This is a genomic window from Amycolatopsis suaedae (genome assembly GCF_004214935.1).
In the GTDB taxonomy this organism is placed as follows: domain Bacteria; phylum Actinomycetota; class Actinomycetes; order Mycobacteriales; family Pseudonocardiaceae; genus Amycolatopsis; species Amycolatopsis suaedae.
The window spans coordinates 533150-559296 of the sequence record NZ_SFCC01000002.1; the positions used below are offsets into that span (position 1 = coordinate 533150).

A 26147-nucleotide genomic window follows, 5' to 3' on the forward strand; every position below is an offset into this window, starting at 1 on the left:
GTGGATTGTCGCAGATCAGGAGGCACGCGGAGTGGATATCGGCAGGTTGCGCACCCTTCGGGAGTTCGCCGACCGGGGCAGCGTGACGGCGGCCGCCCAGGCGCTGCACTGCTCGCCGTCGGCGGTGTCCCAGCAGATCCGGGCGTTGCAGGCGGAGGTCGGGCTGCCGCTCACCGAGCCCGCCGGCCGCGGCCTGCGCCTCACCGACGCCGGCAGGGCACTGGTGGCCAGGGCCGACGAGGTGCTGGCCGCGCTGGACCGCGCCGAGTCCGAACTGGACACCTACCGCAGCACGCCCCGCGGCGTGGTGCGGCTGGCCGTCTTCCCCTCGGCGGGGCTGCTGCTCCTGCCCGGCCTGCTGCACCGGGTCGCCGCGTTCGACGACCTGCGGATCGAGGTGCGGGACGTCGACATGGTCCCGGACGACACCTCGCGCCTGGTCGCCGACTTCGACATCGTGGTCACCCACCGCGACGAGCACGCCGAACCGTTCGACACCGCCCGGCTGGACGTGGTGCCGCTGCTGCGCGAGCCCATCGACGTCGTGCTCCCGCAGGGCCACCGGCTGGCGCGGTCGCGCAGTGTCGGACTCGCGGAACTGGCCGGGGAACGCTGGATCGGCGTCGACGTCGGCTTCCCCGTCGACGACGTGCTGCGCTCGGCCGCCGTCCGCAGCGGGGTGCGGCCGGAGGTGGTGCAGCGGATCAACGACTTCCGCATCATCGAGGCGCTGGTCGCCGCCGGGCACGGCGTCGCGTTGCTGCCGCGCTACGCCACCGACACGCGGCGGGGCCGCAAGCTGTCACTGCGCCCGCTGGCCGGGATCCGGGCGGCGCGGCTGGTCGAGGTCGTCCTGCGCAAGGGGGCGCGGCAGCGGCCCGCGGTCGCGGCCGTACTCGGCGCGCTCCAGGACGAGGTGGCGGAGATCACCGGCGCGAACCATGCCATGAACTGACAGGGTTCGCGCCGATCGTGGACGTCGATACCGACGACACGAACGGAGTACGGATGAGCGGGAAACTGCGGGGCAGGGTGGCACTCGTCGCGGGCGGCACACGGGGAGCGAGCCGGGCGATCGCGGTGGAGCTTGGCCGCGCGGGGGCGACCGTCTACGTCACCGGCCGGACCACGCGGGAGCACCGGTCCGAGGTGAACCGGCCGGAGACCATCGAGGAGACCGTCGAGCTGATCGAGGCCGCGGGCGGCACCGGCACGGCGATCCGCGTCGACCACCTGGACAGCGACCAGGTGGCGGCGCTGGCGAAGCGGATCGACGCGGAGCAGGGCAGGCTGGACATCCTGGTCAACGGCCTGTGGGGCGGCGACTACCAGCTCGAGTGGGGCAAGCCGCTGTGGGAGCACGACCTGGGCAAGACCCTGCGGCTACTCGAACTGGGCGTCAACTCGCACCTGATCACCAGCCACCACATGCTGGCGCTGATGATCCGCGAGAAGGGCGGGCTCGTGGTGGACCTGACCGACGGGACGACGGAGTTCAACCTGAAGTTCCGCAAGCAGACGTCGCTGCCGTACTACCTGGCGAAGGCGTCGGGACACCTGCTGGCGATCGGGCAGGCCTCGGAGCTGGAGCCGTACGGCTGCACGGCGGTGGCGTTCACGCCGGGCTGGCTGCGGTCGGAGGCGATGCTGGACCACTACGGCGTCACCGAGGCGACCTGGCGGGACGCGCTGAAGGAGGTGCCGCACTTCTGCATCTCGGAGACGCCGACGTTCAGCGGCAGGGCGATCGCGGCACTGGCGGCCGACCCGGACCGGGCGCGCTGGACGGGGCAGACACTGAGCAGCGGACAGCTGGCGAAGGTGTACGAGTTCGACGACCTCGACGGCAGCAGGCCGGACGCGTGGCGTTACATCGAGGAGGTCGAGCAGGCGGGCAAGCCCGCCGACGCCACCGGTTACCGGTGACAGGTTCCTGCCGGGCGGGCTCCGGCCTGTCCGGCAGCGGCCACACTGCTTGCGTGGACACGAAACCGAGCCGCGTCACCGTGGTGCTGGCATCGCTGGCGTCGATGTTGGTCGGCGCCTACTTCCTGCTGTTCGGCGTTCTTCGCGAGATCGGCATGCTGGAGCGGGCCGCCGACGTGACGATCGTGGTCGTCGTGTTGATCGCCCACAGCCTCTGTGTGGTGTTCTCGATCGCCGGTGGGATCACGTTGGCGCGGGGCAGGCCGACGGGAATCGGCAACGTGACCACCGGCGGTGCCATCGCGGTGCTGTCGCTGGTCGTGTCGGCCCTGTACTGGCCGAACTGGAGCGTGGGCTCGGTGCTGGGCATGGCCCTGGTGATCGGCCTGCCGGCGGCGGCGGTCGTGCTGGCCTGGGCGCCGTCAACCCGTCGCTATGTCGACTGGGCAGAGTCATCTGCCCTCTCTTCGTTCGGGCGTGGTCGGGCCCCCTGAGTCGGCGTCTTCCCTCCTCGCCGTCGCTTGCTGCGCAAGCTTTGGGCTCGTCAGTCCAGACGCCGACGGGCCCGACCGTTCCGGCTGGCCATTCGTTCGCCGACCTCGGCGAGGGCGGCCCGCAGGTGCTCCGGTTCGAGCACCTCGACGCCGTCGCCGAGGGAGGTCAGCTGGGCCAGCGCGATGTCCTCGCGTTCCAGCGCCAGGTCCGCTTCGGCCCACCCGTCGGCGTCCGGCTCGCCCAGCCGCAGCAGCGAGTCGGCGATGTCCTCCGGGCCGATGATCCGGCGTAGGTGCCGCACCGCGGCCGCGCTCAACCTGGCGGTGACCCGGGTGGGCAGCGGCAGCCGTTCGAAGTCGGCCGACGAGGCCCGCCACCAGCCGGCGAGGTTGAAACCGGGTGGCCGCTCGAACCGTTCGTCGGTCGCGGTCGCCGACACGATCCGGGACACCCGGTAGGTGCGCGGGCTGCCGTCGACCCCGGCGACGAGGTACCAGACACCGGCCTTGAGGACGAGCCCGAGCGGCTCCAGCAGGCGTCGCGCGACGCCGTCGCGGCGCTGGTAGCCGATCTCCAGCCGGCGCGACTCCCACACGGCCTGGGCTACCGTCGCCAGCTCGGCGGGTTCGTCCTCGCCCCGGAACCAGCCCGAGGCGTCCAGGTGGAACCGGCCCGCGACGTGTTCGGCCTGCTCGCGCAGGCCCTCGGGCATGCTGGCCGACACCTTGGCGTGCGCGGCCGACACGGCGGTGCCCAGGCCCAGCGCGGCCAGCGCGTCGGGTACGCCGAGCGCGAAGATGGCGACGGCCTCCCGCGAGGTGAGGCCGCCAAGCCGCGCCTTCCAGCCGTCGACCAGCCGCACCCCACCGTGCCGGCCGGGCTCCGTCCACAGTGGAACGCCAGCCTCCCGCAGGGCGGCGAGGTCGCGGTGCATCGTCCGTTCCGAGACGCCCAGCGCCTCGGCCAGCTCGGGCACCGTCGCCGCTCGCCTGCCCTGCAGGGTGAACAGCAGCGCTACCAGCCTCTCCGCTCGCACACCGGCGAAACTACCGGTGCGAGCGGTTCACCGCCGACACGACGGCCCGCAGCGAGGCGGTCACGATCGACGGGTCGACGCCGACGCCCCAGAACACCCGGTCGTCGATGGCGCACTCGATGTAGGAGGCCGCCTTCGCGTCGTCGCCGGGCGAGAGGGTGTGCTCGCTGTAGTCCAGCAGCCGCAGGTCGAAGCCGACCCCGGCCAGCGCGTCGAAGAACGCCGCGATCGGGCCGTTGCCGCGTCCGGTGACGTCGTGGTCGTCGCCGTCCACCCGGATCGACGCCGCGATCTCGTACTCGCCGCCGCCGTTGTCGGTGACGTGCTGCCGGATCAGCTCCAGCGGCACCCTCGGCTCCAGGTACTCCGCGGAGAACGCGTTCCACATCGTGGCCGGGTCGACCTCGCCGCCCTCGGTGTCGGTGTGCCGCTGGATGACCTTGGAGAACTCGATCTGCAGCCGTCGCGGCAGGTCCAGCTGGTGCTCGCTCTTCATGATGTAGGCGACGCCGCCCTTGCCGGACTGCGAGTTGACCCGGATGACCGCCTCGTAGCTGCGGCCGACGTCCTTCGGGTCGATCGGCAGGTACGGGACCTCCCACGGGTGGTCGTCGACGGGGACGCCCGCCTTCTCCGCCTCGCGGGCCAGTGCGTCCAGGCCCTTGTTGATGGCGTCCTGGTGGCTGCCGGAGAACGCGGTGAACACCAGGTCGCCGCCCCACGGGCTGCGCTCCGGGACCGGCAGCTGGTTGCAGTACTCGACGGTCCGCTTGATCTCGTCCATGTCGGAGAAGTCGATCTGCGGGTCGACGCCCTGGCTGTACAGGTTCATGCCCAGCGCGACCAGGTCGACGTTGCCGGTGCGCTCGCCGTTGCCGAACAGGCAGCCCTCGATGCGGTCGGCCCCGGCCTGGAAGCCCAGCTCGGCCGCCGCGATGCCGGTGCCGCGGTCGTTGTGCGGGTGCAGCGAGAGGATCACGCCGTCCCGACGTTCCAGGTTGCGGTTCATCCACTCGATCGAGTCGGCGTAGATGTTCGGCGTCGCCATCTCGACGGTCGCCGGCAGGTTCAGGATGACCGGCCGGGCGGGCGTCGGCTGCCAGATGTCGGTGACGGCGTTGCAGACCTCGGCCGCGTAGGACAGCTCGGTGCCGGTGTAGGACTCGGGCGAGTACTGGAAACGGAAGTCGGTGTCGGAGTACTTCGCGGCGTACTCGACCACCAGGTCGGCCGCCTGCAGGGCGATCTTCTTGATGCCCTCGCGCTCCTCGCGGAACACGACGCGACGCTGCAGGATCGACGTCGAGTTGTAGATGTGGACGATGGCCCTGGGCGCGCCCTCCAGTGCCTGGAAGGTCCGTTCGATCAGCTCGGGCCGGCATTGCGTCAGCACCTGGATGTGCACATCATCCGGAATGGCACCGTCGGTGATGATCTCGCGGACGAAGTCGAAGTCGGTCTGGCTCGCCGCCGGGAAGCCGACCTCGATCTCCTTGTAGCCCATGCGGACCAGCAGGTCGAAGAACTTGCGCTTGCGCGCCGGCGACATCGGGTCGATCAGTGCCTGGTTGCCGTCCCGCAGGTCGACGGCACACCACAGCGGTGCCCGTTCGATGCGGCGGTCCGGCCAGGTGCGGTCGTCCAGACGGATGTCCTCGACCAGTTCGAACCACGGCCGGTAGCGGTGTACCGGCATCGAGGTGCCGCGCTGGGAGTTCCAGCTGGGCTGGTCATCCGGAGCGGGCCGGGACGGCTTCCGGATGCGGCTGGGGGGTACGGATGAGGTGGTCATTTCTCCTGCTGGGGTGGTCGGCTGGCGACCGGCGCTGGATGCACCAGAAAGCCCCGCGACGGGGGGCCGGTCGGATCAGGCCCCGTCGCGGCAGCGAAGCAGGAGAGCGCGTGCCACGTCGTCAGCTTAACCACGGACCGCCGCCGGGCACAAAACCCGGCGGAGTTACTCGGGCGTAGCCTCGGCGTGGCGGGCGTGTCAGACTGCGTGTATGGGCAACCACTCCGAGGAACGGGACGCCGAGGACCCGGCCCAGACCCAGGCGTTGCCGCGGGACGAGGCCCGCCCGCGCCGGGACTGGCGTGCGACCCGCCTGCGGGTGGCCGGTGTCGTCGCCAACGTCGTGCGCTGGATCGGCCTGGTGTTCGCGGCGGTCCTCGTGTTGCACGTCATCTTCGTGGTCGGCGGCGCGAACTCCGCCAACAGCATCGTGCGGTTCATCCGGAGCTGGGCGGAGACGCTGTCGCTCGGCTTCACCGACCTGTTCGTCATCCAGGACGACGCGAAGCTGCAGGTGCTGGTCAACTACGGCATCGCGGCCCTGTTCTGGCTGATCGTCTCGGCCATCGTGGCGAAGGTGATCCGCCGCCTCGGCGGCAGTTCCTACTGACTTTCAGCCCGCCGTGTCGCTGCCGCATAGTGAGGTCTGTCACTTACGGGATGAGAAGCTCCGGGCCGAGGACCGTGCGAAAGACCGCCTCGAGTCGTTTGGCGCCGAGGGGATTGCGACGGGTTAGCCGCAGCTCATGCCCGTCGTGAGTCCTGAGCACGACCTCCATTGTCCAGGCACGCCGGATGATCTGAGCTTGTGCGACCGAGGTCGCCTTCAACACCGGCTCGGTAAAACCGCGAATCGCCAGATTCCGGCGCAAGTCGGCGACAGTGCGGTGACGCAAACGCGGGCCGGTGAGGCCGAAGATCATTGGTCTCATCTCGTGGTGTGTCCACGGCCAGGAGTCCTGCCCCTGACGTCCCGCCAACCAGGAGATTCTCAGCAGTACACCCTGTACGGCTACTCCGACAACCACGACGCCCAGTCCAGTCGTAGGTGCTTCAGGCAGGCCGAGTTCCGTCCATAGAACGCTGAGCGCGATCATTGTCCCGAGAATTAGCAGACTCCCACCCAGCAACTGCTGCCGATACCACACGTAGGGATCGGGCAGCAGGCCGAAGCCGTCCGCGAGTTCATGTACAACGATATACCGGTGTTCGCGCGTGCGAACCCACGCAACTTTTCGCAGCGTCCGTCTACTCACCCCGTCGTCAACACCTCTTCGACCAGTGCCATGACATGCTTACATGCGGAGTCATCTATTCCGGTGAAGTCGGCACTCAGTGTGGTGCCGTCCACGTCGAAGAGCGCAGTGCAGGTTGTGGGGAGCTTCGCCAGAGTCACCGATCGGCCTGCCAATATCCGATCCTCGGCTGTCCCGCCATTGATCTTGCGCCAATCATCGACCGTTCCCTGCCGATTGGCGACTATAAGAGCTCTGGCTTCTGCGCTATGCCCTTCGGTATGCCACACACAATTGGGGCCGCCGGGAGCATCATCGCGTTGCTTCGCCTGGGCTCTCGGGAATACTCTGCGTACCGCTTCAGGCACAGGGGCTGCGCACGATTTATGTATCAAGTCCACTGCACGAGGTGCGGCCGAGTGTCCGGTTGAGTCCGACAGTGGCTTATCGCCGGGCGTTTCGTTCCCGCCGCATGCGCCCAAGCCAATAAATGTGACGCAGATCAGGATCGATGAAAATACATGGGTCTTCATTATGGCCCGTCTTGTGTCCAATTGATTTCGTCGAAGTCCTCTATGTCTTCATCGCCGCGCCTTGTTCGCGAGGTCTTGGCCGGGTTCGGCGTGTCGGCTGACATCTGATTCAACTCACGCGCGACTCTTTCGATTTCGCTCTGTGCGGCTTTGATCAAATCAGAGCGCTGCTCTTCTGTCATCGCGTCGTAGCGGCGAGTGAATTCCGTAACTGCCGACATTGCTGCGGGTGCGTCGTCCAGCACCTTGCCCGCTTCGCGGGTCGATATTTGACCCTTGGCGTACTGTTCCAGAGTACTCCTGATCTGGGGATCGTCGATCTTGGAAGCAGCTGAAAGGAGTGTTCGGCGCTCGTGCTCTGTGCGCGCGAGCTTCATTTGGTCGGCTTCGGCGTCATCCACTTGAACTCCCTTCAGTTTCCGACTGGTGATTTGTACGGCGCGGCGGGTATCTCCCGCCCGCCGTTCTTGATTTCGAAAGAGTTGTTACCGTTCACGTCCAGCATTCCTTGAAACCCGTTCAGAAGGTCTTTCAGGCGCATTGTTGCTGACAAGATCTCATAACCACTCTTGGCGGCTTCGACCAAGCGATATGCGGCATTCGCTGCAGTGACAATATTTAGTCCTGGGACTGTCGAGGTTCCGCCGGCAGCCATGGCGGCCAAGGCTGCCTGGATAAGCTTGTCGGCCCAGGCTCCTACCTCGCCAGACAAGAAAATGAAGATGTTGTAGGAGCCTTCTGCTAGTTCTTTGAATTGGTCTGAAAGGTGTCGGTTGACGTCGCATTCTCCGCTTAGGCCTGTCGTCAAGCTGCCGAGGTATTCGTAGGCTAAGGCTGCAGCGTTGCCTCGCCAATCTTCTTGGCCGCGACGTATGTAATCCTCGATGTTCAATTTGACATCGAGGTACGCCCATGCTGCATTGTTAAATATGTCCGCACTCCGTCGGATTTCCCGCCAGTCGCCGAGTAATCCGTTGAACATTGTCTCGAATGGGTCCTCACCCAACGCCCACTTGACAAACTCTCGCAGGCCGGCGGTCACGCTGAGAAGATCGGCTTCAAGAGCTGGTTTCCAAGACATCTCCTCGTCGTAGGAGGGAGGTTCGACAAGGCGTCCACGTGCATCCGATAGATCGGTGTATGGGGCGTTGGGAGGCGGGACAGCTCCCCCGCCGATGGGTAATGGAACCGTGTACTTCCCCGCTGGCAAGGTGGAGTCAACGTGCTCAGCGTGCGCGGATTCTGTTTCAGAGTAATAGTTCTGCGCGGTTGTTAGATTGTCGCCAGTCTGACTGCAACATGTCTGTGCGGCAACCGCACGATTCATGTTTCGAAATTTGACGTTCTCGACGTGGGGTTTAATGTTTCCGAGCAATCCTGTGAAAGCGCCCGAATTTATCTTATAGAAGTGATTCGACAAAGCGTACATGGATTCTGCTTGACGTTCCATTCCGCTTGCCATGCTGCGTAACGCTTCAATATTGACATGGAAACCTGACACTGACGCCCTCCCCGATTACACGTGGTCACGACCTGTGTCAGAACGTAGCTGGCGCTGCGATAACTAGCAAGCTTCGACACCGGCAGTTGACGGGCAATCGGTCCGCGGGGGTCCTCTTGCAGGTCCTCGCTTGGCCAGAATGCAGTCAGCGTGAACCGAAGCAAGCGGGCCCCATTGCCGTGAGGCGATGAGTCGATGGGCCCGGGTGTTCGCTACGCGACTGTCGTTCAGTGCTATCGCATGGTGGACACGATCGGTGACTGTTGGTTACAACGTGGACACGCCTGGTTGGCAGGCTTGACATGTGGGAGGCATGTGATGAGTGCATCAGGGGCGAACGTGGAGGGTCCGGTGGTGCGGGTTTTCGCAACCAGCGCGGGCCGTCCGTCCCTGGAATGAACTACCAGGTGGATCGGGATCTCAAGAAGCTAGGTGCGGAGCAGGCGAAGGCAGATTTCGCGTCGGCTGGCGCGGCCTAACAGTTCGGCCCGGAGGCGATCGACGGCCTGATCCGAACGCTGGATGACATCCGGCAGAGCCCGTTGCGTGAGACGCAACTTCTCGCGCCGTCCTTTGGGCTGGATGACTCCATCGGGGGATGAAGTAGCGAGCCAAACTACGTCAATGACGCGAATCGGCCGGGTGTATGGTGCGGCCGGCAACTACAGGCGATAACCGCGATATTGCAACCACCGGAGGCATCTCGAACCTGGTTGAACTGCGCCGCCGGATAACCACCAATCGGAGCCAAAGGCCGGAAAACTCAAGCTACCCCCCCCGGAGAATGGGACTCGTAGACAGTGCTGAGCCCCTTGATCACGTTGTTAGCGTTCTGGGGTCAGCGACGCGCGGCAATAATTTGTTGGGGCCAGTCTGAGTCCCCGGAATTCGCATTAGGGTGATCCCTGCGGGCTGGCAGTGAGGCCGCCGAATTTATCGTTGGGTAATTGAAAGGGGGACAATGGCGGCCGGGTGCGGCGGACTGGGGATCTGCGGGCAGATTACCTGCCATTCCGGCCGTCATCCGGTGCCGTGGGCGTTGTTCATGCGCCTATCACATGGTAGAACAAGTGCGACTGTCTGTGTTGGCATGAACACACATTGTTGGCGGTCGGACAACGTGCGGGGAGGCATGTGATGAGTGCGCCGGGGGTCGAGCGCCCGGAGGGGCCGGTGGTGCGGGTTCCGCACAACCAGCATGGGCCGTTCGTGCCTGGGGTGAACTACCAGGTGGATCAGGATTTCAAGAAGCTGGGTGCGGAGCAGGCGAAGGCGGATTTCGCGTCGGCGGGCTCGGGTTGGCAGTTCGACCCGGAGGCGATCGACGGCCTGATCCGCAAGCTGGAGGACATCCGGCAGGGCCCACTGCGCGAGGGGGAGAGACGGGCGCCCCGGCTGATTGGGATTACACCGCCGGGTGACGAGATCGCGAGTCAGAACTACGTAGCGGACGCGAATCGTTCGGGTGCGTCGTATGCCCGGCAACTCCAGGCGAATGTCGAGTTCCTGGAGGCGTACGTCGAGACGTTGGTTGCGATCAAGAACGCCTACCAGGCACAGGACGAAGCCGCGCTGGCGGCACTCAGAGGAAAGGCTGCCGATGCGTAGAGGCGCCGTGGCCGCGGTGGGTGGTGTGCTGTTAGTGGTGACGGCGTGTGGTGGTGGGCAGCCGAAGGCGGCGCCGCTTCCACCTCAGCCGCCTGCGGAGACGCTGCCTGCGTATGGCGCTCCGAAAGTGGAGCATCCACTCGATGTCGGACCTGTAGAGAAGGTGCCATGCGAGGTGCTTACTCCGGAGCAGGTGGAGTCGCTGAGTGGCTCCTTGCGAAAACCGCCGTCCACCGAGGAACACGGGGCGGCTGGCCTGGCTTGTGTGTGGGTCTTCGAGCAATCGGGCTCTATCACAGTGGGTCCGAACATGAATAACGTCGTTAAGGGATTGAGCACCATATATGAGGCACGTGAACGGGGGCAATTGGAGGTGTTCCGGCCGCTGGAGCCGATCCGCGGTTACCCGGCCGTGCATTTTGCTCAGGTGAAGCCGGCTGAGGGTAGCTGCGATATCGCCATCGGGATCAGTGATGATCGCCAGTATCTCGTCGGGACCAGCCTGAGCGCGCGGAATCCGCACCGGAGTGATCCGTGTGGATTGGCTGTCAGAGCCGGAGAAATGATCGTGGAACACCTGAAGGGGAGACAGTGATGTCCGGGTACAGCGGGGCTGAGATCTACAGACGCATGAACGCCATGCCGACGACAACGGAGAAGTTGGACGCAGCCCAGGTGGCATCTCATGAACTCGAGGTCATGCACCAGAACGTCGCCACCGCACTCGGGGAGGGGCAGCGGGCACTGAGCGAGTTCTGGAAGGGCGGCGGCGCACAGAGTGCCTCGGCCGGGCTGAACCCGCTGGTGCAGGCCAACCACACCGCCGCCCAGAACATGCAGCAGGCCCGCCAGTCCATGTTCGAGCAGAACCAGGTGTTCCACGAGCGCCGCGGCAGCCTGTCCGCCATCTCCTCCGAGCGCCCCGATGACAGCGGCCTCGACGACATGATCTCCATCGGCGCCAGCGACGACGAGGTCGCCGCCGCGCAGTGGGACACCGACAACCGCAACAACATGGCCCAGTACGAGGCGTACTTCAACGCCACCGAGGCCAACCGTCCCAAGCTCGCCCCGGACTACGGCCCGGTAGCCGCGACGCCGACCGCGGCACCGCCGGACGCCCATGGGCCCGGCTCGAAGGTGGACGGCGGACGCCTTGACGGGTTCGACGCACCCTCCGGCCGCGGCGGCAACGACGACACCCACGCGGCCGGGTTCACCGACCCCGGCGGCGGCCGCCCGCAGACCCCGCCACCAGCGGCGCCTCCCCCACCGCAGGCTCCACCGCCGCCCGTTGCCGGCCCGCCGCAAGGGCCGTTGCCAGGCACCGGCCCGTCGAACGCCCAGCCGAAGCCAGGACCGCGCCCGCAGACGCCCCGGCCAGGGCCGATGCCACCCGGCGGCGGGCTCGCCCAAGGCCCCAGGCCGGGCGGCTTCGGACCGCGTCCGGGCGGGACCGCCGGGTTCGGCCCGGGCGGGTCCCGGGGGCCCGGATTCGGCCCCGGAGGAGGTGCTCCCCGCGGACCCGGCGGCTTCGGCCCGACCGGCAGCGTCCCCAGCCAGCCGGGCGCCGGCCGGCTGACCGGCGGCGGCCTGCCGGGCGAGGCCGTCCGCGGGGGACCTGCCGCCGCCCAGGCTGGCGGCCGCGGCACACCCGGCATGTCCGGCATGGCACCCGGTGCGGCGGGTGCGGGCCGGGGACAAGGCGCGGAGGACGAGGAACACCAGCGCAAGACCGTCTTCGTGCCCGACGATCCGGAGGGCCTGTTCGGCGGCCTCCCCGACGGCGAACGCCCGACACCCCCGACGATCGGCGCCTAGTGATGCGCGACGAGATCACACTCAGCCTGACCACGTACAAGCACCTGCTGGACCGGCTCAACCTCGGCGAGCCGCATCCGACGCTGGTCGGCGGCGAGCGCTGGTATCCGCCGGACGAGCGGGCCGGGCTGCGCGCGGCCGCCGACGCCGAGCTGGACCGGCTCGGCCTGCTGCGTGGTGGACGGCTGGACGACGGGTTCCTGGAGACCCTGCACCTGCTCCAGCGTCCGTCCGTCGAGTACTACACCTGGGCGAAGTTTGCCGACGGCCACACCGCGACGGTGCGCACGGCAGGCAACGGGTGCACGGCCGTCGTCGCCGTCGCCAACCAGCACACCCTGCACCTGAGCCCGTCGCAGCCGGACACGCTGGCAGCCGACCTGGTCGAGCGGCTCCCCGAAGCGCCGCCCGCGGCCGGGCTCAGCTCGACGTCGTGCTCCGAGGCCGACTACGAGGCGCTGCTCGCCGGCGCCTCGGTTCCACCGGGGAGCAGCGCGACCAGCGCCAAGTACATCCTGCGCTGGATGCGACTGCCCCGGCAGCACGGCGGCAGGCTGTACGCGGCCGTCCGCGGTGCGGCAGGACGCAGGCGCACGATGAAACCGCCGTTCTGGATCGACGTCGAGGCCGGGCGCTTCCTGCTCAGCCTCGACGCCACCGGCTGGCTGAGCATCGCCGCGGCAGGCACGCGGGAAGTCGCCGCGCGCCTTGAGGCGCTGGCGGCGGGCCTACACGGCCGGTGAACCCCAGCGGTCGGTGAACGCGAACTCCGCCAGCGGGATACGGCTGCGCGGCGCCCGCTCCCGCTCGATCCGCCAGTCCTCGCCGAGCACCTCGGGGTCGGCCAGCGTGCCGACGGCGATCGCCACCAGGGGTTCGGCGTCGTCGGGCAGTTCGAACTCGCGGCGCACCGCGAGCGGGTCGAACCCGGCCATCTGGTGGACGACCAGCCCTTCCGCGACGGCCTGCAGGGCCAGGTTCTGGCTGGCCAGCCCCAGCCCGTACTCGGCGTAGGGCACGTCGCCCTTCTCGTTGCGGGTCACCGCGACGCCGATGAGCAACGCCCCGGCCCGGTGCGCCCACGCCTTGTTGCCGTCGTTGAGCGTGCCGAGGATGCGGTCGAAGCTGGCCTCGCCACGGCGGCCGACGAGGTAGCGGGCCGGCTGGGTGTTGCCGTACGAGGCCGCCCACCTGGCCGCTTCCAGTAGCGCGACCAGCTGCTCGGGCCGCACCTCGGCGGTCTCGTCCAGGGCTCGCGGACTCCACCGCTGCGCCATCAGTGGGTGGATCGGTGTCTGGGTCTCGGCACGCTTGCTCACCCCCCGACGCTAACTCCTGGGAAGTGGCCGGGGCCACACAGGACGGACGACGCGAAACGCCCGCCCGGTAGAGTCCTGGTCAAGTGGGACGCGGAGGCTCCCCGAACGGGGCGAGCCGGCCCGCTGTCGGCGAGGAGGTTCGGGCGTGGCGCTCGTGGTCCAGAAATACGGTGGTTCCTCACTGGAGAGCGCTGACCGGATCAAGCGCGTGGCCGAGCGGATCGTCGCCACCAAGAAGGCCGGCAACGACGTCGTGGTGGTCTGCTCGGCCATGGGAGACACCACCGACGAGCTGCTCGACCTCGCTCAGCAGGTCAACCCGGTGCCCCCGGAACGCGAGATGGACATGCTGCTCACCGCGGGCGAGCGCATCTCGAACGCGCTGGTGGCGATGGCGATCTCCGCGCAGGGTGCGCAGGCCTGGTCGTTCACCGGCTCGCAGGCCGGTGTCGTGACGACGTCGGTGCATGGCAACGCGCGCATCATCGACGTCACGCCGAGCCGGGTCACCGAAGCACTCGAGCAGGGTTACGTGGCGCTGGTCGCCGGCTTCCAGGGTGTCTCGCAGGACACCAAGGACATCACCACCCTCGGCCGCGGCGGGTCGGACACCACGGCCGTCGCCCTGGCGGCGGCACTCGGCGCCGACGCCTGCGAGATCTATTCCGATGTGGACGGTGTCTACACGGCGGACCCGCGCATCGTCCCGGACGCGCGCAAGCTCGACACCGTCCCGTACGAGGAGATGCTGGAGCTGGCCGCGAGCGGGTCGAAGATCTTGCACCTGCGGTCGGTCGAGTACGCCCGCCGCTACGGCGTGCCCATCCGGGTCCGTTCTTCCTACAGCGACAAGCCGGGCACGACGGTGGCCGGATCTATCGAGGAGATCCCCGTGGAACAAGCGTTGATCACCGGTGTGGCCCACGACCGCTCCGAGGCCAAGATCACCGTCACCGGCGTGCCGGACCACGCCGGCGCCGCCGCCCGCATCTTCCGGGTGGTCGCCGACGCGGAGATCGACATCGACATGGTGCTGCAGAACATCTCCAGCACCACCTCCGGCCGCACCGACATCACGTTCACGCTGTCGAAGGCCAACGGCCCGAAGGCCGTCAGCGAGCTGGAGAAGATCAAGGCCGAGCTGGACTTCGCCGCCGTGCTCTACGACGACCACGTCGGCAAGGTCTCGCTGGTCGGCGCCGGCATGCGCTCGCACCCGGGCGTCACGGCGACGTTCTGCGAGGCGCTGGCCAAGGTGGGCGTGAACATCGAGATCATCAACACCTCGGAGATCCGGATCTCCGTTCTCATCCGGGACGCGCAGCTCGACGACGCGGTGCGCGCGATTCACGATGCATTCGAACTCGGCGGTGACGAAGAAGCCGTCGTCTACGCGGGAAGTGGTCGGTAGCAGTGGCTCCTGTACTTGCGCTCGTTGGTGCGACCGGCGCGGTCGGCACCGTCATGATCGACATCATCAACGCGCGGGAATCCGTGCCGTGGGGTGAGATCCGGCTGATCGCGTCGGCTCGCTCGGCCGGCAAGAAGATCACCGTGCGCGGCGAGGAGCTCACCGTCGTGGCCCTGTCGCCGGAGGCGTTCGACGGCGTCGACATCGCCATGTTCGACGTCCCCGACGAGATCTCCGCCGAGTGGGCGCCGATCGCAGCCGAGCGTGGCGCGGTCGCCGTCGACAACTCCGGCGCGTTCCGGATGGACGACGACGTGCCGCTGGTCGTGCCCGAGGTCAACGCGGACAAGGTCGCCGAACGTCCGCGCGGGATCATCTCGAACCCGAACTGCACGACGCTGTCGATGATGGCGGCGCTCGGCGCGCTGCACCACGAGTTCGGCCTGCGTGAGCTGGTCGTCGCGTCGTACCAGGCCGTTTCCGGCGCCGGCAAGGAAGGCGTCGACCAGCTCTACGCCGAGCTGTCCGCGGTGGCCGGCAAGGAGGTCGGCGTCCGGGCCGGTGACGTCCGCGACGCCATCACCGCGGCCGGAGTGTCCATCGAGGACTCTCCGTTCCCCGCCCCGCTCGCGCTGAACGTGGTGCCCTCGGCCGGTTCGTACAAGGGCGACGGCTGGTACTCCGAGGAGCTGAAGGTCCGCAACGAGTCCCGCAAGATCCTCGGCATCCCGGACCTGAAGGTGTCCGCCACCTGTGTGCGTGTCCCGGTGGTCACCACGCACTCGCTGGCCGTGCACGCCACGTTCGAGCGGGAGGTCACCGTCGAAGAGGCGCACAAGGTGTTCGCCGCGCAGCCGTCGCTGGTGCTGCAGGACGACCCGGCCAACGGCGTGTTCCCGACGCCGGCCGACGTCGTCGGCGAGGAGCCGACCTACGTGGGCAGGGTCCGCCAGGCGCTGGACTTCCCGAACACGCTGGACTTCTTCGTCTGCGGCGACAACCTGCGCAAGGGCGCGGCACTCAACACCTACGAGATCGCCGAGAAACTCGCCCCGGAGTTCTCCTAACGGGAAGGGCGGCGCGCCTTCTTGCACGCGTCCCACCGCGTGGTGAGGAACTTCAGCCGGGCGTCCGTGGAGTAGCTCCACGCCCAGCTGTCGGCGCGCCGCCCGAGCAGGCGGAACTGCTCGACGGCCTCGTCGTGCCTGCCCGCTCCGGTCAGACCGAGGGCGGCGATGCTGCGGTCGTGGTGCTCGTGGATGCTGCCCGCGCCGGCACCGGCCAGCCAGTCAAGCAGGTTGTCCAGTGCGAGACGTGCCCTGCGGGACCGCCAGATCGGCTTCTCCTCGCGGATGACGTACTCGTAGCAGGCCTGCACGGGCAGGCTCGACAGCGACGGGTCCTTGGCGGCGGACGCCTCGGCGAAGTCGAACATCCGCTCGTGGGTGCCCGCCCACTTGTCACACCAGTACTGCAGCGCCTGGTCGTGGCCGTACCGGTGCAGCGGCGCCCTGGCGAGCAACCCGGCCCAGATGCGGCGGAACCGGTCGTGGCTCATCTGCTGGCCGCGGGCGAGGGTGACCATGGTCCACCACGGCGTCGGGTCGTCCGGTGCGGCGTCGATCGCCTGGGTGGTCGCCTCCTCCGCGGCGTCCAGCGTGCGGAAGAACCCCGCGAACTGCTCGGCCGACGTCTGGCGGGCCAGCCGCGCGCCACGCAGCTTCCAGGCCAGGGTCACCAGCATCCTGGCGTGGACGGTCGCCGCGTGCGGATCGCCGGGCCGGGCGGCGCGCCAGGTCTCCAGCCAGTCGACGTCGACCGCCACGTCCGCCAGCGTCTCGACGTCGACGGCCCGGCGTTCCCAGTCGGCGCCGTGCCCGGCGAGCAGGGCGGCGGCAGGTTCCCACTGGCTCTTTCGCGCGGCGGCGACGACTTCGGCCAGCCGGGGATCGCGCGGCGGCACGTCGGCGGTGATGTCGTCGTCCGGCGGAAGGCCCCAGCGGGCCGGGTCGACCGGCTTCATCGCCAGGCGCAGCGCGTCCTCGTCGGTCATGGTGTCGCTGAACTCGGCCGCGGAGATCCCGCGTCTGCGGGCCTCACGCGACATGCGGTACAGGATCCGGATGTCACGAGGAGTGAACACGACCATGATTCGTCGCGGGAGGCGAAAGCGTTACGGGAGGAAAATCGGTGGTGTGAGCGCCGGTCGTCACGCGATCGTGTGAGTCCGACAACGAGATGGGGAGGAATCATGCACACCGCGGTGGACGGCGCCCGGGTACCGATCCGGATGTGGGCAGACCCGCAGTCCGTCGAGGACCAGGCGATGCGTCAGCTGCACAACGTGGCCAACCTGCCCTGGGTGCACGGCGTCGCCGTGATGCCCGACGTCCACTACGGAAAGGGCGCGACGGTCGGCAGCGTCATCGCCATGCGCGACGCGGTGTCGCCCGCCGCGGTCGGTGTCGACATCGGCTGCGGGATGAGCGCGGTGCGGACGTCGCTGACCGCGTCGGACCTGCCCGACGACCTCGGCAAGCTGCGCAAGCGGATCGAGTCGGCCGTGCCGGTCGGCTTCGGCCTGCACCGCACGCCGGTGAACCCGGCGAAGGTGCACGGGGTCGGCGGCTGGGACGCGTTCTGGAAGGCGTTCGGCGATCTGCACGAGGGTGTCCAGGACCTGCACGACCGGGCGGCCCGGCAGATCGGCAGCCTCGGCGGTGGCAACCACTTCATCGAGGTGTGCCTCGAACAGGGCGGGCCGGACGAGGGCCGGGTGTGGCTGATGCTGCACTCCGGGTCGCGCAACATCGGCAAGGAGCTGGCCGAGCGGCACATGGCCGTCGCCCGCAAGCTGCCGCACAACGCCGACCTGCCCGACCGCGACCTCGCCGTGTTCGTGGCCGGCACGCCGGAAATGCAGGCGTACCGCCGGGATCTGTTCTGGGCGCAGGACTACGCGGCCCGCAACCGGGCGACCATGGTCGCGCTGGTCAAGCAGGCCGTGAAGGACACGGTGCCCGGCGTGACCTTCGACGACGTGATCAGCTGCCACCATAACTACGTTGCCGAGGAGACCTACGACGGCGTGGACCTGCTGGTGACCCGCAAGGGCGCGATCCGGGCGGGTTCGGGCGATCTGGGGATCATCCCGGGCAGCATGGGCACCGGCTCGTACATCGTGCGGGGGCTGGGTAACGACGCGTCGTTCCAGTCCGCATCGCACGGTGCGGGACGGCGGATGTCGCGGAACAGGGCCAAGAAGATGTTCACCGCGGACGACCTCGCCGCGCAGACCGCGGGCGTCGAGTGCCGGAAGGACTCGGGCGTGGTCGACGAGATCCCGGCCGCGTACAAGGACATCGACTCGGTCATCGCCGCGCAGACCGACCTGGTCGAGGTGGTCGCGCACCTCAAGCAGGTCATCTGCGTGAAGGGCTGAGCTGAACGGGGGAATCGGCTTCCTCCCCGGTGCTCCGGGCCTCGATCATCGAGGTTCGGTCAGCATCGGGGAGGTTGCTGAATGACGGATGACCAGCCCAGGAATCCTGACGGCACATACGCCTCGAAGGGAAAGCTCTTCGTCGCCGCTGCCGCGGTGGGTGGCGTCGTGGCGGCAGGCGGTGGCGGCGTCGCGGTCACCTCGGGCACGGCGGGCAGTTCCGCCGGGTCGTCGATCGGGCAGAGCGTGCGCGCCAAGGCCAACACCAGCAAGAAGCACGCCCGCAAGGGCAATGCCGAGGCGGCCTGGCGTCAGCTCGGCATGCGGTCGCTGCGGCGGCAGGTCAGGCAGGCCGCGAACTGCGCACTCAACTCCTACGGCGAGGTGCGGCAGTTCTTCCTCCGGACGCCGTGCCGGTCGCTGAAGCGGCAGTTGCTGGTGGTCGGCGACGGTGCGGGCAACAGCATCACCGTTGCGGTCGCGTGGGTCCGGATGCGCGACGCCGCCGCGGCGGGTCGGCTCCGGTCACTGGCCGACCGGGACGGCACCGGCAATGTCGCCGCTCTCGGTCAGGTGGACGCCGGGCCGTTCACCGGCGAGTACTACGACTCCGACCGCCGCGGCACGACCACCGTCATCGCCGAAGCGGCACCCGCCGGCGGCCGCCCGGACGGTGACGCGATGCAGGTGGCCGCCGAAGTCGCGGTGAACCTGCCGCCGTGACGGCGGTTTTCGCTAGGCTGGTGCCGGAAATGTCTGGGATCAGGTTGGGGACCATGAAGAAACTCGGTGTTGCGCTCGGCGTTGTCCTGTTCGGTGTGGTTCTCGCCGGCTGTGACCAGGTCAACGAGGCGGTGAACACGGCGAACAAGGTGTCGGACAAGGTGACGGCCTGCTCCGAGGCGGTGGGGCTGGCGAGCTTCGACCCCAACCAGGAGGCGGAACAGCTCCAGGCCGACGCCAAGCAGAAGGCGCAGCGCCTGTCCGAGCTGGGCACCCAGGTCAACGACCAGGGTCTGCAGCAGACGCTGAACGACATGGCAGCCAGCTACACGCAACTGGCGGAGCAGAAGCTGGACCAGGTCACCAACGTCAGCGAATGGGTCAACAAGGCGACGGAGAACCTGAACAGGCTGCGTCAGGCCTGCCTCTAGACGGTCGTCGGCTGCCGGGCGCCCTGCCGCGTGAGCAGCAGGGCGACGGCGGCGACCGCGACGCCGACGCCACCGGAGGCGACGAAGCCCCAGCCCGCCGCGCTGTGGTCGATCACGAACCCCGCCGCGGGGCTGCCCAGCGCCAGCCCCAGCCGCACGGCGGAGTCCTGCATGCCCATCGCCTCGCCGCGAACCCGCACCGGCGTCATCGCCACGACCGACTCCGACGTCGCGGCCAGCGTCGGCGCGCAGAGCAGGTTCATCGGGATCAACGCGAGCGCCAGCACCCACCACGGGTCGGTGAACAGCCCGACCGGCACCAGCAGCGCCGCCATCAGGGCCATCAGCCACAGCTGTGGAAGCGACCGCCGGACCGCGCCGTGCACCAGCCCGCCGAGAGCCGAGGCCGCGCAGATGACCACGAACAGGATCCCGGCCCAGTCGACGGCGCCCGTCTCGCGCAGCGCGGCGAGCATGGACAGTTCCATCCCCATGAGCGTGAAGCCGGCACCGGCCGCGATCAGCAGGGTCGCCACGATCTTGCCGGTCAGCCAGGTCCTGGTGGCCGGCCGCGGCCCGGTGACCACCTCGTGCTCGGTCCGGATCGGCGGGTTGACCCAGCACAGCAGCCCGGCCGACACGAGGAAGCACACCCCGATCCCGGTCAACGCCACGGTGCCGGAAATCTGCGTGCTGACCAGGATGCCGACGGCGGGCCCGACCATGAACGACGTCTCGACGACGATGGTGTCCAGCGAGTACGCCGTGCGCCGCAGGTCGGTGGGCACCAGCGCGGCCAGCACCTGACGGGCGATTGAGCCGATCGGGATGGCGAGGGCACCGGCAGGCAGGGCGACGACGAGCAGCACCAGATACGGCAGGTGCGGCGTGCTCATCCAGAACAGTCCGGACGCCAGCCCGCAGCCCGCGACCACCGGCCGCAGCCCGTGCCGGTCGATGAGCCTGCCGAGCACCGGCGCGCCCACCGCGCTGCCGATCGTGGTCGCGGTGCCGACCAGGCCTGCGGCGCCGTAGCCGCGGCCGAGGTCGGTGACGATGTGCAGGGTCAGCGTGATGCCCATGGCCGTCACCGGCAGCCGGGTGAGGAAGTTCAGCAACATCGACGTCGGAACACCGGAGATACCGAGTAGTCGACCGTACGCCCGCACGCCGCGATGAGACCGCAGAGTGGCACGGCCGTGCAACCCGTTTTCGGGCCCGTCATCCCCGTGGTGATTGCGACATACGTGGGGGACACCTGCTCGTACGGTCTAGCCGACACGCTTGCACCACGGGGTGATGGGGGAAACTGATCACCGAATGCGCCCGATCGGGTTGCCGCTTTGCACGACCGAGTGTCCCTGTCACGGATCGTGAAATCGCCTCTCGGTGTTCATGATCGGCTGAGCGAGACGCAATAGTCCGGGGTTAATCAATTGCGGGGATGTTTTTAAGGAATGAACTCAGCTCGTAAGGGTTGAAAAGAACCCCGTCCCGGTGGCCGGGTGGTGGTTCCCCCACACGGCGAGTACTCATAACGCCGACAGGTCTTTGAGGCCGGGAGGTAGAAATGAAACGCAAGTTCGTGCGAACGATTGCCATGCTGGCCATCGGAAGCCTGCTGACGGTCGGTGGATCCGGCATGGCGGCGGCGAGCGTGCTCGACAACGGCAAGGGCGCCACCAGCTCCCAGGCCGCGGGAGCGCGGCTGCTGGAGCTGCGTGACGAGCTCACCAAGGTCGCCTACGCGGGCGACGCGGTGGCGGCCCGCAGCGTGCTGGAACGGCTCGATCCCGAACTGGCCACGGCCGCGGCGGGCGAGAAGTACACCATTCAGGCCGCTGAGCAGGAGAAAGCCGGCGTGGCCAGGGAGTACAACTCGGAGATCTCCCGAGTACTGGACGACCCGTCGGTCGTCCCGACGCAGCTGCCCCCGCTGCCGCTGCCGCCCATCCCGGACCTTCCGGGGCCGCTGAAGATCGTCAGCGACCTGCTGAAGGCGTTGCTGGGCGCGGTCACCGGAATTCTGGCGGGGCTGCTCGGTGCGGTCCCGGTGCCGCCACTGCCGGTGCCGCCACTGCCCGCACCGTAGAAGTCCATCGGTAAATAACAGGGGGGACCGGAATCCGGCGCGACTACCGCGCCGGGTTCCGGTTTTCGCTATTCGCGGGAAATCAGCTCAATCCCACCCGCAACGCACCGGCGGCCTCGGCGGTGGCCTCGCGGAAACGCCTGCCGACGCCGAGGAAGTTGATATAGCCGTGAATGAGGTCCTCCTGCCGGCTCAGCGCGACCGGCACGCCGGCCTCGGTGAGCTTCGCCGCGTACGCCTCACCCTCGTCCCGCAGCGGGTCGAAACCGGCGGTGGCGATGTAGGCGGGCGGCAGACCGGTGTGATCGTCGGCCAGCAGCGGTGACATGCGGACGTCGGTGCGGTCCACGCCCGGCGGCGCATAGTGGTTGGCGAACCAGTCCATGTGCTCGTCGGTGAGGAAGAACCCGTCGCCGAAGATCTCCCGGGACCGGCGGCGCGCGCTGAGGTCGACCGCCGGGTAGAACAGCAGCTGGAACGCGGGCGCCGGGCCGTCCCCCCGGCTGGTGAGCAACGCCGTGACGGCGGCGAGATTGCCGCCGGCACTGTCGCCGCCGACGGCGATGCGATCCGGGTCGGCACCGAGGTCGGCCGCCTTGGCGTGCGCGTAGTTGAAGGCGTCGACGGCGTCGTCGGCCGCCGAGGGGAACGGATGCTCGGGTGCCAGCCGGTACTCCACCGACAGCACCCGCACGCCCGCGTGCTGCGCCAGGAAGCGGGCCGCGCCGTCGTGGCTGGCCCTGGTGCCGATGACCCAGCCGCCGCCGTGGAAGAAGACCAGCAGCCCGGACGGCGCGGGCAGGCCGGCCGGCGTGTAGAGGGTGGCGTCCAGGTTGCCGCCGGTGCCGGGAATGACCACCTCGCGGGTCTGCATCGGCAGCGGCGGGCCGCTGACCAGGTGCCGGGCGCCGTCCAGCCGGATCCGTGACTTCTCGACGGATTCGTGCACGAGGCTCGAACCGGTCAGTTGCTGCAGGCGCAGCAGGAGCTGGGCGTCGAGCGCGAGGTCCTGGCCGTCGAGCCGGATCTGGCGCCCCGCGACGGCTCGTCGCAACGGCCTGGGCAGGGCGTAGACCAGCTGCGCCGCCGCGGCCTGTGCGCGGATGAGTGGAGCCGGCATCGTTGCCTCCTTAGCGACGTACTCCTGAGTAGGAGGCTACTCGCCAGTAGCTTGTGGCGCACCTCTCGCGTCCAAACCGTGGCCCTCTACTTAACTGGAGGGGATAGCCTCGGGGCGTGAGTTCACAGGTGCGTGCGGTCAAGGTCCTCGGTATCGGCGGCTCCCTGCGGAGCGGCTCGCAGTCCGAACGGGCACTTCGCATCGCGCTGGCCGGCGCGGAAGAGGCCGGCGCCACCACGTCGGTCATCACCGCGGAGGGGCTGGAACTGCCGTTCTACGACGTCATGACACCCGAACGGTCCGATCGCGCACTGGCCCTCATCGAGGCCATCCGCACGGCGGACGGGCTGATCGTGGTGTCCCCCGGCTACCATGGCGCGCTGTCCGGGCTGGTCAAGAACGCCCTCGACTACGTCGAGGACCTGCGTGGCGACGTCCGTCCCTACCTGGACGGACGCGCGGTCGGCCTGGTGTCGGTCGCGTTCGGCTGGCAGGCGGCGGTGAGCACGCTCGGCCAGCTGCGCACGATCGCGCACGCTCTGCGGGGCTGGCCGACGCCGCTGGGTGGCGCGGTCAATTCCGCGGAGGTCAAGTTCGACGAGGACGGCAGCATTTCCGGCGACGAGTCCGGCAAGGTCGACCGCACGCTGCGCCTGGTCGGCGCCCAGGTGACGCAGTTCGCACTCGCCCGCCGCTGATCAAGGGATTCACCGGAGCCTTCCCCGGGTATTCCTTCGGGTGACACCCGCCATTCGGCGGCACGGTTGTCGTGCCCTGCGACGTTGTGCGGAATGGGTGGCGAGACGGCCCCCGAACATCGACAGGAAGGCGAACACATGGTGCAGCCGGTGTACACCGCGGTGGCTACGGCTCGTGGCGACGGGCGCAACGGCGAGGTCACCTCGTCCGACGGCGTCATCGACGAGAGCCTGACCGTTCCCAAGGAGATGGGTGGGCCCGGCGGCGAGCACACCAACCCCGAGCAGCTGTTCGCGGCCGGGTACGCCGCGTGTTTCCACGGCGCGCTCCGGCTGGTCGCCAAGCAGGCCAATGCCGACGTCGACAAGTCGACCGTCGAGGCCCAGGTCGGTATCGGCAAGAACGACAGGGGCGGCTTCGAGCTGGTCGTCACCCTGACCGCCAACCTGCCGGGCCTGGAGCAGGGCAAGGCGGACGAACTGGTCGCGCAGGCGCACCAGGTGTGCCCGTACTCCAACGCCACCCGCGGCAACATCGAGGTGACGGTCCGCGCCACCACGTGAGAAGCGAAGAGAGGATCGAAGAATGGCCAACTCGCCGATCACCAGTCCACTGAGTGAGAGCGACAAGGAGGTCACCGGCAACGTTCTGCAGGCCACCCTGGTCGACCTCGTCGACCTCTCGCTCATCGCGAAGCAGGCCCACTGGAACGTCGTCGGCAAGAACTTCCGCAGCGTCCACCTCCAGCTCGACGAGCTGGTGGACGTGGCGAGGACCTACACCGACAGCGTCGCCGAACGGGCCAACGCCATCGGGGTCTCGCCGAACGGCAAGGCGAAGACCGTCGTCGAGAGCTCCGGTCTGCCCGACTACCCCGACAACTGGCAGTCCGACGAGGCGACCATCAGCGCGATCGTCGACATCCTCGCCGAGCTGATCCAGCGGCTGCGGGCCCGGATCGACGAAACCGACAAGAGCGACCTGGTCACCCAGGATCTGCTGATCGAGATCACGAACAAGCTGGAAGAGGCCCACTGGATGTGGCAGGCGCAGCGCGCCTGACGCCTTCGAAGGGCCCGGCCGCCCGGCCGGGCCCTTCGGTCACTCCATCCCGAGCGCGCGGCGGGCGAAACCGACCTCGATGGCCGTCTGCTTGATGGTCTCGGCGATCACCAGAGAGCCGTGGCCCGCGTCGTAGCGATAGAACTCGTACGGCGCGTCCCGGCGGCGCAGCCGGTCCAGGTAGTTCTCGATCTGCCGGATCGGGCAGCGCGGGTCGTTGTCGCCTGCCAGCACGAGCACGGGGGCGGCGACCGCCTCGACGTAGGTGATCGGCGAGCACTCGTCGTACACGGCGGGCACGTCCTCCGGCGAGCCACCGAACAGCGCCCTGTCGAACGAGCGCAGCTGCTCCATTTCGTCCTCGTACGCGGCGACGTAGTCGGCCACCGGCACGGCCGCGACCCCGGCCGCCCAGCGGGTCGGCTGTGTGCCGAGCGCGAGCAGCGTCAGGTAGCCGCCCCAGGAGCCGCCGTTGACGACACACCGCTTCGGGTCAGCCAGCCCGCTGCCGACGGCCCAGTCGTGCACCGCGGCGACGTCCTCCAGCTCGGTCAGGCCGGGCCTGCCCTCGATGGCGTCCCGCCAGGCCGAGCCGTATCCCGTCGATCCGCGGTAGTTGACCTCAACGACGGCGAAACCGGCGTCCAGCCAGGTGGCGCGGTAGGCCGAGAACCGGTCCTCGTCGGCTGAATGCGGGCCACCGTGGAGGTTGAACACGGTCGGCAGCGGCCCGTCCGGTGCGTCGACGGGCCGGGAGATCAGGGCGTGGATGCGTCCGCCTGCTCCCTCGACGAACGCGTCACCGATCGCCGCGGAGCCCGGTGCCCGGTCGCCCGGCGGGGACAGCAGGATGCGGTCGTCGCCGTCGGGGGTCCGCGCGCGGATCGACGACGGCTCGGCGCCGCTGGACCACGAGTACTCGACCGTCCCGTCCGGCCGGACGGAGGCGTTGCCGATGCTGCCTGCCGGGTTGTCCAGCGCGGTCAGCTCGCCGGTGGCGAGGTCGTAGCGGTGCAGCGAGCTGCGGCCCTGGTGGAAGTGGACGACCAGCAGCGCGTCTGCGGCCGGGTACCAGTCGGCGACGACCTCACCGGGCAGGTCGAGCGGCAACTCGGTCTCGGTGTCGGTCGCGGTGTCCCAGACGAGCAGCTCCTCGCGGCCACGGCGTTCGTGCAGCACGAGCAGCCGCTGGTCGCCCGCGACCGGCGAGAACGACAGCGGTGTGAGGCCCTTGCCCTGCCCGTCCCACTTGTCGGCGACGGTCCCGAATCCCGCCGTGGTGAGCACGCGGACGGCGGGGTGGCGGGAGTCACCGTGTTCGGAGTGCGAGATCGCCAGCAGCGTCTCGTCCCTGGACAGTGCGGCGACGGACGCGTCGTCGGCGTTCTCGTAGAAGCACTCGGTGCCCTCGGCGGTGACGGCGTAGAGCCTGCTGCCCTCGTCGGTGGAGACGCCGGCCGCGGTGAGCCGCTCGCCGATCTCCAGCCCGGCCGGGTAGCCGTCGGGCACCTCATTGAGCGCGGGAACGGCGTCGGTGTGGTCGCCGGTGAACGGCTGGCGCCGCCACGAGCCGAACTCGTCGCCGTCGGTGTCGTTGAACCACCAGACCCACTTGCCGTCGGGCGAGAGCGTGGCGTGCAGTGTGCCGTTGGGCCGGTCGGTCACGCGGCGGTGCTCGCCGGTGCGGCGGTCCCAGGTGTAGACCTCCCAGACGCCACTGGCGTTGGAGACGTACACGCAGGCGTCGGGTGCGTCCAGTGGCCAGCCGGGCAGGCTCATGCGTGCCGCGTGGAAGCGGGCTTGCCACCGGTTCTCCGCCTCGGCGTCGGCGAAGAGGCGTTCGGGCACCTGCGCGGGGGTGTACGGCTCAGTGGTCACCCCCCGATCCTGCCAGCGGAGGG

Annotated in this window: 27 protein-coding genes; 17 read left to right on the forward strand and 10 right to left on the reverse strand. The window is 68.6% G+C overall.

From position 1 onward, the window contains the following. Positions 1–31: 31 nt before the first annotated feature. From EWH70_RS05825 to EWH70_RS05835, 3 genes are read left to right on the forward strand one after another with little or no spacing between them, the layout of a single operon-like run. Positions 32–955: a LysR family transcriptional regulator gene (locus tag EWH70_RS05825; protein ID WP_130474173.1), complete on the forward strand. Its 924-nt coding sequence runs from the start codon at positions 32–34 to the stop codon at positions 953–955. A 53-nt stretch (positions 956–1008) separates the two neighbouring features. Beyond that, complete coding sequence (locus EWH70_RS05830) at positions 1009–1926, forward strand: SDR family oxidoreductase (protein WP_130474174.1); 918 nt, start codon at positions 1009–1011, stop codon at positions 1924–1926. A gap of 53 nt (positions 1927–1979) precedes the next feature. Further along, positions 1980–2420: a hypothetical protein gene (locus EWH70_RS05835; RefSeq protein ID WP_130474175.1), complete on the forward strand. Its 441-nt coding sequence runs from the start codon at positions 1980–1982 to the stop codon at positions 2418–2420. Positions 2421–2470: 50 nt separating this feature from the next. Here the strand turns inward: EWH70_RS05835 and EWH70_RS05840 are convergent, their stop codons facing one another. Further along, on the reverse strand, positions 2471–3457 hold the full coding sequence (locus tag EWH70_RS05840) for a helix-turn-helix transcriptional regulator (RefSeq protein WP_130474176.1): 987 nt from the start codon (positions 3455–3457) through the stop codon (positions 2471–2473). A 10-nt stretch (positions 3458–3467) separates the two neighbouring features. Next, on the reverse strand, positions 3468–5249 hold the full coding sequence (gene leuA, locus EWH70_RS05845; protein ID WP_130474177.1) for a 2-isopropylmalate synthase: 1782 nt from the start codon (positions 5247–5249) through the stop codon (positions 3468–3470). Between the two features lie 211 nt (positions 5250–5460). Between leuA and EWH70_RS05850 the strand changes: the two genes are divergently transcribed. After that, positions 5461–5859 carry a hypothetical protein gene (locus EWH70_RS05850; protein WP_240686815.1) on the forward strand — a complete coding sequence of 133 codons (399 nt, stop codon included), beginning with the start codon at positions 5461–5463 and terminating at the stop codon, positions 5857–5859. A 43-nt stretch (positions 5860–5902) separates the two neighbouring features. On the opposite strand, the gene EWH70_RS35395 is transcribed toward EWH70_RS05850, so the two are convergent. From EWH70_RS35395 to EWH70_RS05865, 3 genes are all read right to left on the reverse strand, one after another. Then, positions 5903–6172, reverse strand: coding sequence for a hypothetical protein (locus EWH70_RS35395; protein ID WP_165436156.1), 270 nt, complete (start codon positions 6170–6172; stop codon positions 5903–5905). Positions 6173–7016: 844 nt separating this feature from the next. Beyond that, positions 7017–7418 carry a hypothetical protein gene (locus EWH70_RS05860; protein ID WP_130474179.1) on the reverse strand — a complete coding sequence of 134 codons (402 nt, stop codon included), beginning with the start codon at positions 7416–7418 and terminating at the stop codon, positions 7017–7019. A gap of 11 nt (positions 7419–7429) precedes the next feature. Next, entirely contained in the window at positions 7430–8518 is a 1089-nt protein-coding gene (locus EWH70_RS05865; RefSeq protein ID WP_130474180.1) for a hypothetical protein, read from the reverse strand. A 1137-nt stretch (positions 8519–9655) separates the two neighbouring features. On the opposite strand from EWH70_RS05865, the gene EWH70_RS05870 reads away from it, so the two are divergent. From EWH70_RS05870 to EWH70_RS05885, 4 genes are all read left to right on the forward strand, one after another. Beyond that, on the forward strand, positions 9656–10126 hold the full coding sequence (locus EWH70_RS05870; RefSeq protein ID WP_130474181.1) for a PE domain-containing protein: 471 nt from the start codon (positions 9656–9658) through the stop codon (positions 10124–10126). Positions 10127–10133: 7 nt separating this feature from the next. Continuing rightward, on the forward strand, positions 10134–10721 hold the full coding sequence (locus EWH70_RS05875; RefSeq protein WP_165436157.1) for a DUF3558 domain-containing protein: 588 nt from the start codon (positions 10134–10136) through the stop codon (positions 10719–10721). Between the two features lie 104 nt (positions 10722–10825). Continuing rightward, complete coding sequence (locus EWH70_RS05880; protein WP_130474183.1) at positions 10826–11947, forward strand: hypothetical protein; 1122 nt, start codon at positions 10826–10828, stop codon at positions 11945–11947. 2 nt (positions 11948–11949) lie between these two features. Beyond that, positions 11950–12690, forward strand: a complete 741-nt coding sequence (locus EWH70_RS05885) for an ESX secretion-associated protein EspG (RefSeq protein ID WP_130474184.1) — start codon at positions 11950–11952, stop codon at positions 12688–12690. Here the strand turns inward: EWH70_RS05885 and EWH70_RS05890 are convergent. Further along, on the reverse strand, positions 12676–13266 hold the full coding sequence (locus tag EWH70_RS05890) for a nitroreductase family protein (protein WP_240686816.1): 591 nt from the start codon (positions 13264–13266) through the stop codon (positions 12676–12678). The genes EWH70_RS05885 and EWH70_RS05890 overlap by 15 nt on opposite strands. A 145-nt stretch (positions 13267–13411) precedes the next feature. On the opposite strand from EWH70_RS05890, the gene EWH70_RS05895 reads away from it, so the two are divergent. Both EWH70_RS05895 and EWH70_RS05900 read left to right on the forward strand, forming a co-directional pair. Next, complete coding sequence (locus EWH70_RS05895) at positions 13412–14677, forward strand: aspartate kinase (protein ID WP_130474185.1); 1266 nt, start codon at positions 13412–13414, stop codon at positions 14675–14677. Between the two features lie 2 nt (positions 14678–14679). Next, positions 14680–15744, forward strand: coding sequence for an aspartate-semialdehyde dehydrogenase (locus EWH70_RS05900; RefSeq protein WP_130474186.1), 1065 nt, complete (start codon positions 14680–14682; stop codon positions 15742–15744). On the opposite strand, the gene EWH70_RS05905 is transcribed toward EWH70_RS05900, so the two are convergent. Further along, on the reverse strand, positions 15741–16820 hold the full coding sequence (locus EWH70_RS05905; RefSeq protein WP_130474187.1) for a DUF4034 domain-containing protein: 1080 nt from the start codon (positions 16818–16820) through the stop codon (positions 15741–15743). The genes EWH70_RS05900 and EWH70_RS05905 overlap by 4 nt on opposite strands. A gap of 108 nt (positions 16821–16928) precedes the next feature. Between EWH70_RS05905 and EWH70_RS05910 the strand changes: the two genes are divergently transcribed. The 3 genes from EWH70_RS05910 (at position 16929) to EWH70_RS05920 (ending at position 19273) form a co-directional block, all read left to right on the forward strand. Then, entirely contained in the window at positions 16929–18119 is a 1191-nt protein-coding gene (locus EWH70_RS05910) for an RtcB family protein (RefSeq protein WP_130474188.1), read from the forward strand. 81 nt (positions 18120–18200) lie between these two features. Continuing rightward, complete coding sequence (locus tag EWH70_RS05915) at positions 18201–18842, forward strand: hypothetical protein (protein WP_130474189.1); 642 nt, start codon at positions 18201–18203, stop codon at positions 18840–18842. Positions 18843–18895: 53 nt separating this feature from the next. Next, positions 18896–19273: a hypothetical protein gene (locus tag EWH70_RS05920; protein ID WP_130474190.1), complete on the forward strand. Its 378-nt coding sequence runs from the start codon at positions 18896–18898 to the stop codon at positions 19271–19273. Here the strand turns inward: EWH70_RS05920 and EWH70_RS05925 are convergent. After that, positions 19270–20394, reverse strand: a complete 1125-nt coding sequence (locus tag EWH70_RS05925) for an MFS transporter (protein ID WP_130474273.1) — start codon at positions 20392–20394, stop codon at positions 19270–19272. The genes EWH70_RS05920 and EWH70_RS05925 overlap by 4 nt on opposite strands. A 449-nt stretch (positions 20395–20843) precedes the next feature. Between EWH70_RS05925 and EWH70_RS05930 the strand changes: the two genes are divergently transcribed. After that, positions 20844–21365: a hypothetical protein gene (locus EWH70_RS05930; RefSeq protein ID WP_130474191.1), complete on the forward strand. Its 522-nt coding sequence runs from the start codon at positions 20844–20846 to the stop codon at positions 21363–21365. Positions 21366–21447: 82 nt separating this feature from the next. On the opposite strand, the gene EWH70_RS05935 is transcribed toward EWH70_RS05930, so the two are convergent. Then, positions 21448–22485, reverse strand: coding sequence for an alpha/beta hydrolase (locus EWH70_RS05935; RefSeq protein ID WP_130474192.1), 1038 nt, complete (start codon positions 22483–22485; stop codon positions 21448–21450). Positions 22486–22601: 116 nt separating this feature from the next. On the opposite strand from EWH70_RS05935, the gene EWH70_RS05940 reads away from it, so the two are divergent. From EWH70_RS05940 to EWH70_RS05950, 3 genes are all read left to right on the forward strand, one after another. Continuing rightward, a complete protein-coding gene (locus EWH70_RS05940) occupies positions 22602–23183 on the forward strand; it encodes an NADPH-dependent FMN reductase (protein ID WP_240686817.1) in 582 nt (193 codons plus the stop codon). Between the two features lie 138 nt (positions 23184–23321). After that, on the forward strand, positions 23322–23747 hold the full coding sequence (locus tag EWH70_RS05945; RefSeq protein WP_165436159.1) for an organic hydroperoxide resistance protein: 426 nt from the start codon (positions 23322–23324) through the stop codon (positions 23745–23747). Between the two features lie 22 nt (positions 23748–23769). After that, on the forward strand, positions 23770–24246 hold the full coding sequence (locus EWH70_RS05950) for a Dps family protein (RefSeq protein WP_130474193.1): 477 nt from the start codon (positions 23770–23772) through the stop codon (positions 24244–24246). Positions 24247–24285: 39 nt separating this feature from the next. Here the strand turns inward: EWH70_RS05950 and EWH70_RS05955 are convergent, their stop codons facing one another. Beyond that, the gene (locus tag EWH70_RS05955) at positions 24286–26124 is read right to left on the reverse strand and encodes a prolyl oligopeptidase family serine peptidase (RefSeq protein WP_130474194.1); all 1839 of its coding nucleotides are present in this window, start codon (positions 26122–26124) and stop codon (positions 24286–24288) included. Between the last annotated feature and the right edge of the window lie 23 nt (positions 26125–26147).